Below are 13,536 nucleotides of genomic sequence, written 5' to 3'. Positions count from 1 at the left end.
TTAGCCTTTAATCGCGCCTTCCGCAATTCCGCTTAAAATATATTTTTGCAGCAGCAAGTATACGAGCAAGATTGGCAGCATCGTTAGCACCAAAGAAGATAAGATTGCTGACCAATCATTATTGTACTCGCCAAACAGCATATTTGTGGAAATCAACAGCGTATAATGCTGTGATTTGGTCAGCATTAGAAGCGGCAGCAGAAAGTCGTTCCACATCCAAAGCGCGTTCAAAATTGCAACCGTCGCCGTTATGGGCATAAGCAAAGGTAAAATAATCGCCGCATACAACCGAAATTCCCCGCAGCCGTCCATGACGGCCGCTTCGTCCAAATCCCGCGGTATCGATTTGACGAACCCATGATATAAGAAAATTGCAAGCGCGACCCCTAATCCGATATAAATAAAGCCCAACCCGTAAGTGGTGCCCTGCACCTTTAGCTCTTTGGCGATTTTGACAAGCGTAATCAAAATAGAATGAAAGGGTATTAATGAAGAGAGCACGAACAAGGAAAACAAAAAACGGCTGAGCCTTCCTGGCGTTCTCGACATTTTGTAACCCGCCATTGATGCAAACAAGATGATGCCAGTTACGCCGATCAGCGTAACGATAATCGTGTTCCAAAAGCTTCTTAAAAAGTCGATTTTACGATAAGCGTCCGCATAATTTCCGAAAGTTATGGACGTAGGGAAGGAAAGGACCTGATTCAGCATTTCTCCATCTGACTTCAGTGAATTGAGAACGGCCATGTAAATAGGAAACAACGTGATGACCGCTGCAACGAGCAAGAAAATCAGGATAAAGGCATGACCGGCTTTGTTTCCCGTCGCTGTTAGCATCGATTTAGGCTTAGCCATTATGCCTCCACCTCTCTTCTTTTCATAATCCAAAGCTGTATCACGGTCAAAATCAACACAATGACAAACAAGATGATCGCTTTCGCGCTTGCATAGCCATATCTTTGATTAAATTTAAACGCTTCCTCTACGATGTTCAGGGCAATGACCTGCGTTGATCTGCCGGGCCCTCCGCCTGTCAAGGAATATACGGCATCAAACACTTTGAAGGAGGAGCTCAGCGTCAAGAAGATGCCGATTGTCACTGCGGGATAGATCATAGGAAGCGTAACGTAGCGAAAGGTTTGCAGGCTGCTAGCGCCGTCAATTGCAGCCGCTTCCCGCAACGAAGCTGGAACTCCTTGCAGGGCAGCGATATAAATGACCATTTGGTAGCCGACCCCGCCCCATAGAGAAAGAATAACAATCGAATAAAAGGAGAAGGCCGGATCGCCGATCCAAGATTGATCCAGGATAAGCAGCCCCGTTTTCTCAGCAATAATAGGCAGAACCTTCGTAAAGATAAACATCCACATAAAGCCGCCAATAATTAAGCTGAGCATATTGGGCATAAAGAAAATCGTACGGAACAGCACCTTGCTCTTTCTCCGTGATTCTACGAATACCGCAAGCAGCAAGGCAATTACGTTTTGCAGCACAACCATATATAGTACATATTTAAAAGTAAACCAAACCGACTTAATAAAATAAGGGTCATTCGTCAGCGCTTCGGTATAATTGGCGAATCCCACCATATCGTAGGTGGGATTCAAACCGTTCCAATTCGTTAAGCTGTACCAAACGCCCCCAAACGCAGGGGCGATGGTAAACACAGCATAAAATAATAAGGCCGGCAGTACGAAGGCTAGAAGGATGACTGTTTGCTTGTTTTTTCTCAGTACGCTCATCTTCGTCACTCCTAATCAGTCATTGGCCTCGTTATTTCGTGCTTTGAACCGCTGTAGCCCATGCCTTATCCATGCTGCTGATAAACTGGTCCTTCGTCACTTCTTTGGCAAAATAGCTTTGAAGCAGCTTCGCCTGCTCGTCAGTTACGCCATTAGGCAGCTTTAAATCTTGATAAGCCTTGCCTTGTGCCACATATTCCGAGGCTTCATTGACCCATGGGAATACCTCGTACTGATGTACGCTGGAAACCGGATTGAATTTCAATTCCTGAAACAACGTGGAGGAATCCTTCTCGTCATAGAAGTAGTTGAGCAAATCCAACGCGACTTCTTTGTTTTTGCTAGTTTTGGACACGGCCAGCGTAGTGGATGTCGACAAATTGATCATCGTGCCCGCTGCGTTATTGCTGACAGGCAGCGGAGCAACCCCAAATTCCATCTCAGGGTTAACCTTTAGAATCGTCTCCGCATTCCAAGGCCCTTGCACCCACATGGCCGCCTTGCCATTCGCAAAGTCAGTAGAACCCGCTTCGTTCCCAACCTCGAACGGTTTTGCGGTGCCATTTTCCATAATGAGGTCGATGATATTAAAAATGTCTGACACATCGGCGTAGGAAGCCTCGCCTTTGTTCATTTTTTCAATCCAGTCCTGATGCTCGGATGACACGATCCCGCCTAATGATAAGGCTGTCATCAGTTGCGGAACCCATGATTCCTGGAAAGCCAGCAGAAACGGCTTCTTATCCGCCTGCTTCAGCTTCTCCACAACCGCTTTCATTTCATCAAGCGTTTGCGGCGGTGTCAGGCCAAGCTCGTTGAACATCTTCTTGTTGTACAAATACCCCCATGACAAGCTCTCCAGCGGCAGCGCTATGATGCGTCCCTCGTTCATCACCGTATTTTTTACCGTTTCGTACAAAGTTTCCGTTGCCGGCTGGCCCGTAAGGTCCTCCAAATACCCGGCTTTGTCATACGTGCTCAAGTCATTCGCATGAACGTCAAAGATGTCAGGCGCATCGTTCGATGCCAGCCTTGCTTGCAGCACCTGCTTAGCCTGATCAGGATTCGGCATTTCCAAATCAATGGTGACTTCGATATTTTTCTCAGCGAGCTCCTTCGCCTTAAACTGCTCGAAGTATTTCTCGAATTGGTCCTTGAATCTTGGCGAACCGATTTGAACCTTTAGTTCCACCTTCTGTACGTTCGAACCGCTCGATTTGTTCCCTTCATCATTCGAGCCGCAAGCAGCAAGCGACGTGACCAGCAGCACACTAGCCAAACCAAGATAAAGCGTTTTCTTCATGTTGAGTCCCCCTTGTTTGTTTGGTTGCCTCTTCAGTATAGTCAGGCGGGATTCAGGAAGCATTACAACCGATTAGCGGCTTTTATTGCACAATATTGATAGCGCTTTATTCCTGTTGGCCAGCTCTCCTCACTTCGCCTGGCGTCACGCCAAAATGCTTCTTGAATACACGGTGGAAATACGGTAGTTCCGGGTATCCGGTCAACTGTGCGACTTCTTTGATCGATATATGGGGCTGGCGCAGCAATTCTCCAGCCTTCTCCATGCGCTTTCGGATAATATATTCCGTCAGATTCTCTCCGACTGCCGCTTTGAACGTGCGGCTCAAATGCTCCTTGCTCACATAAAATTGCAGGGCAACGCTCTCAAGTGCGATGGGATCCAAAAAATGGCTATCCAAATAGCTTTTTACCTCGGCAATAACAAGGCTTCCTTTCGTTTTCTGGATCGCTTCGATTTTATCTATTGCTTCGCAGAAGAGTGTGCCTATAGTTCTTACGGTTTCCTCTATACCTGCGTAAGAGGCGCTTAGCTTAAGCCGGGTAGTTAGCGACAGGTTATCGGATTCGTATTGAATTAGAAATTGTTCAAGTAAAGAATCGAAATCAGCGATCAACCGCTCCTGTTGCTCCCCGCTAAACCCATCGGGATGCGCATCAGTTAATAAACGCTCTATTTTGCCCAATGCCTGCAGCATCGCTGGTTTGCTCAGCTCAAATAATCCGGCAAGCGCACGCTGCTTAAGCGCTGAGTAACGATCGGTCTCAGGAACGCTTGAGAACTGGAGCAAAGGCGGCGGCACCATGACTGCCGGTTTGTTCTCCGCTCCCAGCTCCTCGACACATTTTTGCAAAGCACTGTTTAGCTCCGAAGGATCTACCGGCTTCAGCAAATACTCCACAGCCCTAGATCGTATCGCCTGCTTAAGATAGATGAAATCGTCATACCCGCTCATCACAATGATTTTCAGTAACGGGAACTGGTCATTGATTTGTTGCAGCAGTTCCACCCCATCCACGCCTGGCATGCGCATATCCGTAATAATAATTTCGGGAGAAAGCTCGCGAATCAAACGCAGCCCGGACTTGCCATCCTCTGCCTCCCCTGCGATGGCAAGCTGCAGGCGCTCCCATTCCCCTAACGCTTTAATCACTTCTCTAGCCCAAGGCTCATCATCGATAATCAATACTTTATTCATGCTGTTCTCCCCTCCTTGGCATAGGCAGCTTAAGTGCAAGCAAAGTCCCTTGTCCAGGCCTGCTGAATATCCGTAGCGAAGCACTCTCGCCAAAATGCAGCTTCAGCCTTGAACTGACGTTTTGCAAACCGATTCCTTTGCGCTTTTGCGGCTTCTCCATATCCCCTGCTAAACGGTCAAATTTAAGAACGCCGCCTTCTTTCAACCCCGCACGCAGCATGCCGAGGCGCTCCTTATCCATCCCTGCCCCGTTGTCCAAAATAAAGACAGCCAAATGATTCATAATTGTCTTCACCCGGATCTTAATTTCCCAGCTTCCTTCCTTCGGCTGCAGTCCGTGCTCGAAGGCATTTTCGACAATCGGCTGCAGCGTAAACCTAGGCAAATGGACACCGCGTCCTGAGCCGTCATACTCGATGGTAACCGTGCAGCGACCGATAAAACGTTGTTCTTGAATGAATAAATAATTACGAATATGCTTCAGCTCATCTTCCAGCGTAGCTGCATCATGGCCGGAGCTTATCGAGTATCGTAGCAGATCGCCAATCCCTTGCGTTATTTTATAAATTTCAGGAGCTCCTTTGACAAGTGCCATGCCCCCGATCAGATTCAGCGTATTATTCAAAAAATGAGGATTAATTTGGGCCTGTAGAGCCATCAGCTGCGCGTTCTTCACCTCGATCTCTTTCTGGTATTCGTTCTCGACGAGCTCCTTCATCCGCTGCATCATGGAATTGTAACCTCTCTCCAGCAGCCCAATCTCATCCTGGCTCTGGACTGAGGTTAGCTCAAACTGCTGGATCGGCGTCAGCCGCATCGTCCTTGCTAACGAGACAATCGGTCTCGTAATTCGCAGCGATACCATAATCGAAAGGATAATCGATGCAAGCGCAAAGAGGAGGCCCGTAATAATACCCGCTCTTACCGTATTGTTAGCGCTCTCGGTAATCGTCGTAATCGGCAGCGCTTTAATGAGCGTAAGCTCCCCATCATCAACACGTTTGCTGAAAATAAAATAGCTATCCGTTTTCTTGATCTCCAATTCTTTATTCAATAAAGGACCATAGCTCAAAATGTCGTTAAGTGGCGACAAGCTCTGTTCCATCGTGGAGCCCGAAAGCAGCTCCCCTTCATCGTTGATCAGGAATACTGAGCTGTCATCCTCCGATTTCAAAATCGTGCTCACTTCTTTCCACACATCCTTATTGATACGAATGGAAAGTCCGCCCAGCAAATGCTGATCTGCAAATTGGTTCATGCTGTGAAACGCATAGATCCCGGTACCGGACTGTTTGAAATAAAGGTTGATCGGCGCTTGCAGCAGCCGGTTCCAATTCCCTTTCTGGATATCTAGCGAATAAATAAGTCCGCTGCTCGCATAATTAACGGAATAAACCTTGTGGCTCTGGTGAGTGTAGAGTGCCAGCTCATCTATTTTTTTGGAGTTTGCATAAAAGGCCTTTGTTAAGGTTTCCTGTATATATTTTTGCGTTCGAAATTGTCCGCCTCCGTTCTGCGCATCCACTGTGTTTAAACCCTCAATCAAGGATTCATTCACTTGAAGCGAATAAAACAAAACGTCAATTTGCCGAATCAACTCATCCAAATATTGATCTGCCCACATCATCCGAGAACGATTAGCGTCAATAATTTCTTTCTCCACCGAATTGCGAGTATTGTTAGTCGCAATCCAGGTGACTGTCAGAACAGGCAGCGTAGTCAGACAAATCATAAGCAGCATGAGCCTATATCGGATGCTTGTGCGTTTCATTTCCCTCATCCTCTCTATCATGCGCATCTTAATCTGCTCCCAGTGTACCAAAACAATAAAACGAATCATTGGATTGAATTAGCTATTAGTATTGCACAATATTGATACCTAGCATTCTACTCCTATTTGCCTAGTTGGACCCTCTCATCATTTGTCTCGCAAGGCTCTAGCACAAGCATATTATAAGGGAGTTTCATATTGTATAGAAGACTACTAGGGAAAGGAGCTGACAATATTGTCTTGCAGACCATTTTGTCCGACAGTCCGAGTATACGATCCGCCAGTCACGGTAATTAATGATGTTTTCCATCCACAAATCGTAGAGGTTGTTCATCAAGTAAACGTTGTAACTCGCCATCACTGCGTGCCAGTTGAAAAACATTTCTATCAATATTGCTATCATAATGAAAATGCTTCTGAACATGAGCACCGCTCAAACCGTTCGAATCGTTCAAATCGTTCCCGTAGACACCACAAAAGCGGCAAATCTCATATCTCCAAAATTTCCAAAGCGAAAAAGAAATGAAGTAAATAGCATATGGCTGCAAAAGAGAGCGCTGAAACCCCGGTGCTCTCTTTCTTTATTTCTGAAATGAAATCTTTTCTATTCAGAGAGCGGCTATCCCCCTGCCTTTAGGATGACCATACTTGAAATTAAACACAGCTTGATAGACAATGGACTTGTCCGCAATGATTTGGCGGCCCGCCAATCTCTACATAAGACAGAACATAAAGAAGGACACCCATGAATAAACAAGCATTAGCAGAACATGCTGCAATCAGATTCCTTATTACGTTTTTACTTGCAGTCATCGGCGGAATCGTGTTCAACGTTCTTCATTTGCCTATCCCTTGGATGCTCGGTTCGATGATTTTTGTTTTTATCGGGTCAAAATTATTTCAATCCGTTAAGCCGCTATGGCCCGGCTATATTCGAAATACAGGCATGATCATCGTCGGCTATACGTTTGGGTTATCCTTTACGCTATCGACTTTGGTTCAGATTAAACGCCAGCTCCCAACCATGATCCTCATGACTTTGTTATTGTTGCTGTTTTGCGCAATCATTGCTTATTTGATAGCCAAGGCCACCGGTATTCCTTATGCAACCGTACTAACCGGAAGCATTCCAGGCGGGCTGTCGCAAATCATTTCATTAGCAGAGGAAACGAAAGGCATCGATTTAACGATTGTAACCTTTCTTCAGATTTCCCGATTAATGATGATTGTCATCTGTATTCCAATCCTGATATTCAGCCCATTATTCGGCATTGGCGAAGCACATTCCGTTCTTCCCGGTAATGTTGCAGCGCCTGCGTTAACGCACGGCGAGCCCTTATTTCCAATTCTTCTTGTCTTCGCCGTCCTATGCACGGTTTGCGCAGTTATAAGTGAGCGCATCAAATTGCCTACCCCTTACTTGCTCGCTCCTCTCCTTGTAACTGCCCTATTGCATCTTTCAGGCGTGTCTGCACCCGAGCTGCCTGTCTCTTGGATTAATGCCTCTCAGCTCATGATCGGCAGTTACGTTGGCTTGCTGCTGAAGCCTGAATCGTTAAAAAATAAATTTAAAATGTTTTTCGTAGCTATGATTAGCGGATTAAGCCTCATTTCCGGCTCCTTTGGCCTTAGCATTCTGCTCCGCAAGCTGCACGGCGACTCGCCAGCAACGTCATTGCTCAGCCTGGCGCCTGGCGGGATGGACCAAATGGGCATCATCGCGCACGAAGTAAACGGCGATATCAGTATCGTGACCAGCTATCAGCTGTTTCGCATCCTATTTATCCTCCTCTTGATCCCTCCGCTTCTTAAGATGCTTTTTCGCTTCATGGAGCGAACACGTGGCCGTGGATAACACGCAAAGAGCCCTCAGCTATGGAGTTGATAACCTCGTGGTTATCCTCCATTTGCCAGAGGGCTCATTGTTTGATATCAAGCCTCGGTTAAGCTTTTCAATTAGCCTCATCTTCCCTACCGATGGACACAAAAAAAAGACCCATTCCGGTCTCTTTTCTTTGAAATCAACGTTGAAACGAACAATTGATTAATAATAGGATTCCTTACGCATTTCTGTAAAATGAAATAGTCCCGACCGATGATTGGAAGATCTGATTTTCTCGATGATTTCGCATAAATAAACCATCGCGTCAGTATCTCTCGTCGACGAGGCGATCTGATATAGGGTGTTAAAGCTTCCAAGGGCATTTTCTTTGTTAACAGCCCCGGTCTTCAGATTCATTAGCACGCGCTCGATTTCGCTGTTAACGAACCATACGATTCTTTTTTTCAGATTTGAATTAATCATGAGCAACCCTCCGCTGTCAATGAAATAGTACCTGTTAAGTATAGCTCGTTGACAACTAAAACTCTGTCGAAGCACGTAGTCGAATAAAATTTTTTTCATCACCATTCATGTCGATTATTTTATACAAATCACCCCGGTCAGAGGGACCAAAGTAGAGTTAAAGGACAACTTCCAGCATATTGACAATTACCCCGCTGTTCTTTTCACTCTCAGCTCATCGTAGACGGTTACTATTCTCATTAATATGCCTCCCATTTTAGTCCGATAGCGATATTTTAAAAATGACAGCCCATTTCACCTGTTTAAGCATTTCCTGAGTTAAGCTTACGGTTTGCATACCATTCTCAGATGCTTGCATCCCCCATACTGCAACCTCTTCTGTTTCATCGATGGTTAGTTCATCTTTGCCGAGCACGATTGGCATGCTCGCATTACCAGCGAAGTCAGCCGCAACCTCATATTCCGAGCTTGTTGTTCCGCCTTGATCATTTAAAGCAACGGTTACATTGTATTTGGTCTGTTTAGAGGTAGTCTCATCCGCCTGTTGTTTGACTGAAACGACTAATTCACCATCCATAACCCTATCCCCGTTTTGGGATTGTTGAATAGCGGAGCTTAATGAAGATTGAGCTGGCTCTTTTAACGCTCCGTTTTCCCATACCTCCATACTTACCCGAACGTTTGATTTCGTCCCTTTATAACTAAGCTTAACCGCTCCCGACATCGATCCTAGAAAGGGTTGATACCGCTTGTCACCCCCCTCAAACAACTCAAAGGATTTAATGGACAAGACTCCGCGCTCTTCCGAGCTTGCAGCAGAGCATCCCGATACAATTACCAATAAAATAAGAACTGAACAAACCGTTTGCAAAATTTTCAATTCTTCATCTCCTTAAGGCAACTTAGTGTTACATTCCTGAAGTACATAACTTAAAATACAAATTTCTTCGCTGCATGAGTTCATCATGGGTTCCCTCTTCAACGATCCTTCCACTTTCCATCACAACAATACGGTTAGCTAGTCTGGCTAACTCCATTTTATGGGTAACCATGATAGCCGTCTTTCCATCTAAGAAGGAAAATAAACTTTGCATGACTTTTTGCTCGGTTTGTACATCTAATGCTGAAGTAGGTTCATCAAAAATATAAAGACCCGATTGACGTAGAAAAACACGCGACATAGATAGCCGCTGCCGTTGACCACCCGACAGATTCAAACCTTTCTCCTCTAACTGCGCCTCATATTTATCGTCAAATTGCTCAATAACGGACTGAAGTGCAGCAGATTCGGCTGCAGCTATAAGCGCAAGATCCGAAATTCCCATTTTATTTAACACCATATTGTCTCTAATACTGCCGGAGAAAAATGCTGGCGATTGCGAAACATAGGTTACATCTTCATTCTCTTTCATTAACTGTTCTGAAGCTGATCCGTTTGGCAAGAGAACTAGACCAGAAGTTGGCTCATACAACCCCGCCATCAGTTTGCATAACGTAGACTTTCCAGCTCCGCTCGGACCGACGACAGCAACAATTTCACCAGCCCTAACCTCCATTGTAATTCCCTCCACTACAGGTCTCTCTGCGGTATGGGGCCAAAAGGAAACGTCTGTAAGCTTCAGCTCGAGCGGTTCCGTCCATGATGATTCCAGCTTATTCTTATTAGCTTCAAGACTCGGCTCTTTCTCCATCCAATCATAAATGCGTTGAAACGCACCAACCGCTTTATACATTTTGCTCCATTGACGGGATAAGCCCAAAACAGGCCAAACGATCAGCTCAAACAGCAAGCCGCAGGCGACAATCATGCCTGGCGAGAGCGTATCTCTTGCTGCGGAGAGCCCAATGAGTGCAAGGGCAATGAGCTGAGTCGTACTAAAAACAGCCATTGCCGTGCCATCCGCCATCGTTTCTGTCATGGCCAGTTTAGAGCGGTAACGATGCAAGACCGTTTGATGCCTTGCAAATCGGCTTATCAGCCACTGACTGGCATCCTCATGTTTAATCACCGCAATGCCATTCATGTATTCCAAAATTTTGTTTTGTGCTTCGGCTTCCTCTGTTTCAACGCTCGCAGCTTCCGATTGGAGGCGCTTGTCAAAAAAACGACTGGAAAAGAAAATAAGAAAAATACTAACAATTGCAAAGACAGCGAGCAGTCTATCCACCTTCATCAAATACCCGAATGACAATCCGATGATAATCAGAACCGTGATGAATTCTACGGCTGCTTCGATCAGATCCGTACCATGCTTGGTGTCTTCCTTCACTCTTAGCAAAATATCGCCCGGTAATTGCTTTTGGAAAAATAAAAAGGGCAGCCGGTTGACTGCATCGAATACATGCAGTGACATATCCTTGTGCACGGCATAATTCAACCACACCAAAAGGTAACGATGAACGGCAAGCAGCAAAATAAAACCCAGTAGAGCGCTCAATATCATAAATGAAAGTCGCATGATTTCCGCGCGTCCATTTTCTTGCAGAGCATCAATAAAGAAACCCTGAGTAAAAGCCACACTCATATCAAATACAGCATCACCAAGCAGAAGGACAGCGATCAAACTACCAATAATCCAATAGGGTCTAAGGAATCGCAAGATGATTGACCAGTGCAGCCACACGCTTGCAGTCTTCGGATTTTTCATACCCGACCCTCCTCTGTTATCTCTTGTTGATGAATGAAATCTGCATATTCGCTGCTCTTAGCAACCAGCTCATCATGGGTACCCGCAGCTATCATCCTGCCGTTATTTAGAAATACGACCTGATCAGCCCGTCTCATGGAGGCCAGTCTATGCGTAACAACAATTACCGTCCTATGCTTTGCCGCATCCCTCAGTGCTAGATTCATGTTTTCGTCAGTGAGATTATCTTGCGAAGAGGTTGGTTCGTCCAATAACAGAATCGAAGGTTTTTTAAATAATGCTCTCGCAAGAGTAAGCCGCTGCTTTTCTCCTCCAGATAACTGAACCCCCTGGCTGCCAATCATAGTGTCGTAGCCCGAAGGATGGAGCATAATTCGCTCATGAATGAATGCCATTTTGGCAGCTATAATCATATTGTCATCGGACTGTTCTTCGCTGCCAAGCTTAATATTCTCGCGAAACGTTCCTTCGAATACAAAGGGCTCCTGAGGCACAATCCCCATTCTGGGACGAAGTTTTTGAAGAGAAAGATTATCATGGTGAAGACCCTCATAATATATGCTGCCCATTGTTGGCACATAGAGGCCTGATAAGAGATGCAGCAATGTCGTTTTGCCGGAGCCGCTAGGACCGGCAATCACAGTAATATGAGAACTGCATGCATGAAATGATATATCCGCCAACACATGCTCCTTACCTTTCGCATACGAGAATGAGAGATGCTGAAGGACAACTCCCTTCTCGGGTGCAAATGCCAAATCAGCCGCTGGCTTATTGTGATGTTCGTTAGGCATATCCATAACATCGAATGCCCGGTTAGCTTGTGAAACTGCCTCCATCAGTCCTGCCCATAAGCCGGCAATGGATTCCAGCGGACGCGTCAACTGGCCACTTGCCACAAGAAATGCTGCTAATCCTGCAATATCCAGCTGCCCTTTATAGATTTGAAGCCCACCGACAATCAAGATAAACAACATTCCGCCGAACGTCGAAAGTCTGCCTGTCGCATCTACAATTCGCTCTAATAGAGAAACTTTCATCGCTTGCTTTACGACCATGTTCCATTTCTTTTGAAATTGTCGGCGCATATGCGAACCCAAAGCGTAGGTCCGTATTTCTTCAGGAGCATGGATAACTTCCGTTAAAAGTGAATCTCTCTCCGCTGTTAGAGCATTCCGTATATCATAGCTCTTGTGCAGCCATCGGCTAATCGGAACAGCTAAGAATATGAACAACAGCGTATAACCAATTAACCCTAAGGAAAGTGTTATGTTTACCCAACTGAAATAAATAAAAGCGATCACTAATTGAATGCCGTTTCGAAGCAGCGAAATCATCTTCTCATTCAGGCCGAGCTGTGCGTCTCTCGCTGAATCCCAAACGCGGTTTGCTAAATCACCCGAGTGATAAGCCCCGGTCTCCTGATAAGATGAACTTGCGAGCTTCGATAACAACTGTGTTTGAAGATGGGTAACTGAGCGATTGTTTAAAGTAACAGTCATATGGGATGACCAGGCGTCACCCACAAATCGTAAAACAATCATTGCTAGTCCAAGAATAGCACCGTTGTACACCGTTCCAGCGTTTGCTTCTGTTGCTCCCTTAACTATTCTTCGAATTGATTCCATATACCCAACCTCAATCAGTGAGGCAGCGATCGATATCACGAGCAGCAGAATCATCCAGCCCGAATAGGGACTAGATATCCTTAGTAAACGGAGCAATATCCTGCTTGTCTTATTTAATTCCTTTAATAATTCCACGAAAATCCATTCCCCAATCTTGTCATTTGCTCTGAGTGAAGCTACATACGATCATTCAAGAAAGCGTTCGAACCACACCTTTTAGATATAGAAAATACGCTATCAATGATCTTAAAATAACCAAAAAAAATGAATTGGATAGCTATATCCCGGTCACTTCTTCGCAGCAATGATTAATCCTGTAGACCAATTGATCTTAGTGAGGATAAGATCTTCCCTGCTATCCAAGTATTGAATCAGATGCTCCACTTTGCCAGCATGCCCCTCCGACCAGGTAGATACCGGGATTAAATCATCAATAATATACAATCCTCCTGGGCTGAGCAATGCTAATGTCTCGTCGAGCATATTGTATTTTCCTGGCCAAGTATCTGCAAAAATAAAATCAAATGTATGGCCTTTAAATTCTTTTATAAATACGGTCCCATCCATAGTGAAAAACTGCACTCTTGAATCGCTGCCTAGATGCGTTCTAGCAATATTATGCAGCGATTCATCAAGCTCCACCGTCAATAACGAGGATGCGGCGTCCATGCCGTCCAAAATCCAACTCGTTGATAACCCCGCACCGGTCCCTAGTTCCAGTAATCTCCCACGCTCACATGATCCTGCTAAAGTTCTTAATAAACTACCCGTCTCTAGATCGCAGGACATCTTAAAGCCAGCCGCTTCAGCATCCGCAGCAATGGCTTCCGCTTTCATCGGTTTCTTTATGTTTTGAGTCCATAACATGATTTAATACCGCCTTTTCTAAAAGATATTAGCTTAAAATGATATGGTTTATATATTACCACATTCATACAAAA

General features: G+C 45.3%; 11 protein-coding genes. 1 reads left to right on the top strand and 10 read right to left on the bottom strand.

The window, feature by feature from the left end:
• The 5 genes from FJQ58_RS25350 to FJQ58_RS25330 all read right to left on the bottom strand — a co-directional run bounded on the left by FJQ58_RS25350 (position 1) and on the right by FJQ58_RS25330 (position 6,014).
• The gene (locus FJQ58_RS25350) at positions 1-855 is read right to left on the bottom strand and encodes a carbohydrate ABC transporter permease (RefSeq protein WP_238404343.1); all 855 of its coding nucleotides are present in this window, start codon (positions 853-855) and stop codon (positions 1-3) included.
• Positions 855-1,742 (bottom strand): carbohydrate ABC transporter permease, encoded by an 888-nt coding sequence (locus FJQ58_RS25345; RefSeq protein ID WP_139997571.1) that lies wholly within the window; start codon positions 1,740-1,742, stop codon positions 855-857. Before FJQ58_RS25345 ends, FJQ58_RS25350 begins: the two co-directional genes overlap by 1 nt.
• 31 nt (positions 1,743-1,773) lie before the next feature.
• The gene (locus FJQ58_RS25340; protein ID WP_139997569.1) at positions 1,774-3,045 is read right to left on the bottom strand and encodes an ABC transporter substrate-binding protein; all 1,272 of its coding nucleotides are present in this window, start codon (positions 3,043-3,045) and stop codon (positions 1,774-1,776) included.
• A gap of 106 nt (positions 3,046-3,151) precedes the next feature.
• The gene (locus tag FJQ58_RS25335; RefSeq protein ID WP_139997567.1) at positions 3,152-4,243 is read right to left on the bottom strand and encodes a response regulator transcription factor; all 1,092 of its coding nucleotides are present in this window, start codon (positions 4,241-4,243) and stop codon (positions 3,152-3,154) included.
• Positions 4,236-6,014 carry a sensor histidine kinase gene (locus FJQ58_RS25330; protein ID WP_162341767.1) on the bottom strand — a complete coding sequence of 593 codons (1,779 nt, stop codon included), beginning with the start codon at positions 6,012-6,014 and terminating at the stop codon, positions 4,236-4,238. Before FJQ58_RS25330 ends, FJQ58_RS25335 begins: the two co-directional genes overlap by 8 nt.
• A gap of 745 nt (positions 6,015-6,759) precedes the next feature.
• Here FJQ58_RS25330 and FJQ58_RS25325 point away from each other — a divergent pair.
• Positions 6,760-7,869: an AbrB family transcriptional regulator gene (locus FJQ58_RS25325; protein WP_139997564.1), complete on the top strand. Its 1,110-nt coding sequence runs from the start codon at positions 6,760-6,762 to the stop codon at positions 7,867-7,869.
• Positions 7,870-8,058: 189 nt separating this feature from the next.
• On the opposite strand, the gene FJQ58_RS25320 is transcribed toward FJQ58_RS25325, so the two are convergent.
• From FJQ58_RS25320 to FJQ58_RS25300, 5 genes are all read right to left on the bottom strand, one after another.
• Positions 8,059-8,319, bottom strand: coding sequence for a hypothetical protein (locus tag FJQ58_RS25320; protein WP_139997563.1), 261 nt, complete (start codon positions 8,317-8,319; stop codon positions 8,059-8,061).
• Between the two features lie 256 nt (positions 8,320-8,575).
• A complete protein-coding gene (locus tag FJQ58_RS25315; RefSeq protein WP_139997561.1) occupies positions 8,576-9,199 on the bottom strand; it encodes a hypothetical protein in 624 nt (207 codons plus the stop codon).
• A gap of 28 nt (positions 9,200-9,227) precedes the next feature.
• Positions 9,228-10,967, bottom strand: a complete 1,740-nt coding sequence (locus FJQ58_RS25310; RefSeq protein ID WP_139997560.1) for an ABC transporter ATP-binding protein — start codon at positions 10,965-10,967, stop codon at positions 9,228-9,230.
• Positions 10,964-12,730 (bottom strand): ABC transporter ATP-binding protein, encoded by a 1,767-nt coding sequence (locus tag FJQ58_RS25305; protein WP_139997559.1) that lies wholly within the window; start codon positions 12,728-12,730, stop codon positions 10,964-10,966. Before FJQ58_RS25305 ends, FJQ58_RS25310 begins: the two co-directional genes overlap by 4 nt.
• A 153-nt stretch (positions 12,731-12,883) precedes the next feature.
• A complete protein-coding gene (locus FJQ58_RS25300; RefSeq protein ID WP_139997558.1) occupies positions 12,884-13,462 on the bottom strand; it encodes an O-methyltransferase in 579 nt (192 codons plus the stop codon).
• Positions 13,463-13,536: the final 74 nt, after the last annotated feature.

Source organism: Paenibacillus paridis (assembly GCF_006345825.1).
GTDB classification, from domain to species: Bacteria; Bacillota; Bacilli; order Paenibacillales; family Paenibacillaceae; genus Pristimantibacillus; species Pristimantibacillus paridis.
The sequence above is the reverse complement of the archived record's forward strand: the minus strand, read 5'-3'. Positions and strand labels throughout refer to the sequence as shown.

Bases quoted from the DNA above. Each gene is read 5' to 3' on its own strand.
- FJQ58_RS25345 (WP_139997571.1), bottom strand. From the start codon at position 1,742: ATGAGCGTACTGAGAAAAAACAAGCAAACAGTCATCCTTCTAGCCTTC.
- FJQ58_RS25330 (WP_162341767.1), bottom strand. From the start codon at position 6,014: ATGAAACGCACAAGCATCCGATATAGGCTCATGCTGCTTATGATTTGT.
- FJQ58_RS25335 (WP_139997567.1), bottom strand. From the start codon at position 4,243: ATGAATAAAGTATTGATTATCGATGATGAGCCTTGGGCTAGAGAAGTG.
- FJQ58_RS25320 (WP_139997563.1), bottom strand. From the start codon at position 8,319: ATGATTAATTCAAATCTGAAAAAAAGAATCGTATGGTTCGTTAACAGC.
- FJQ58_RS25350 (WP_238404343.1), bottom strand. From the start codon at position 855: ATGGCTAAGCCTAAATCGATGCTAACAGCGACGGGAAACAAAGCCGGT.
- FJQ58_RS25340 (WP_139997569.1), bottom strand. From the start codon at position 3,045: ATGAAGAAAACGCTTTATCTTGGTTTGGCTAGTGTGCTGCTGGTCACG.
- FJQ58_RS25310 (WP_139997560.1), bottom strand. From the start codon at position 10,967: ATGAAAAATCCGAAGACTGCAAGCGTGTGGCTGCACTGGTCAATCATC.
- FJQ58_RS25325 (WP_139997564.1), top strand. From the start codon at position 6,760: ATGAATAAACAAGCATTAGCAGAACATGCTGCAATCAGATTCCTTATT.
- FJQ58_RS25300 (WP_139997558.1), bottom strand. From the start codon at position 13,462: ATGTTATGGACTCAAAACATAAAGAAACCGATGAAAGCGGAAGCCATT.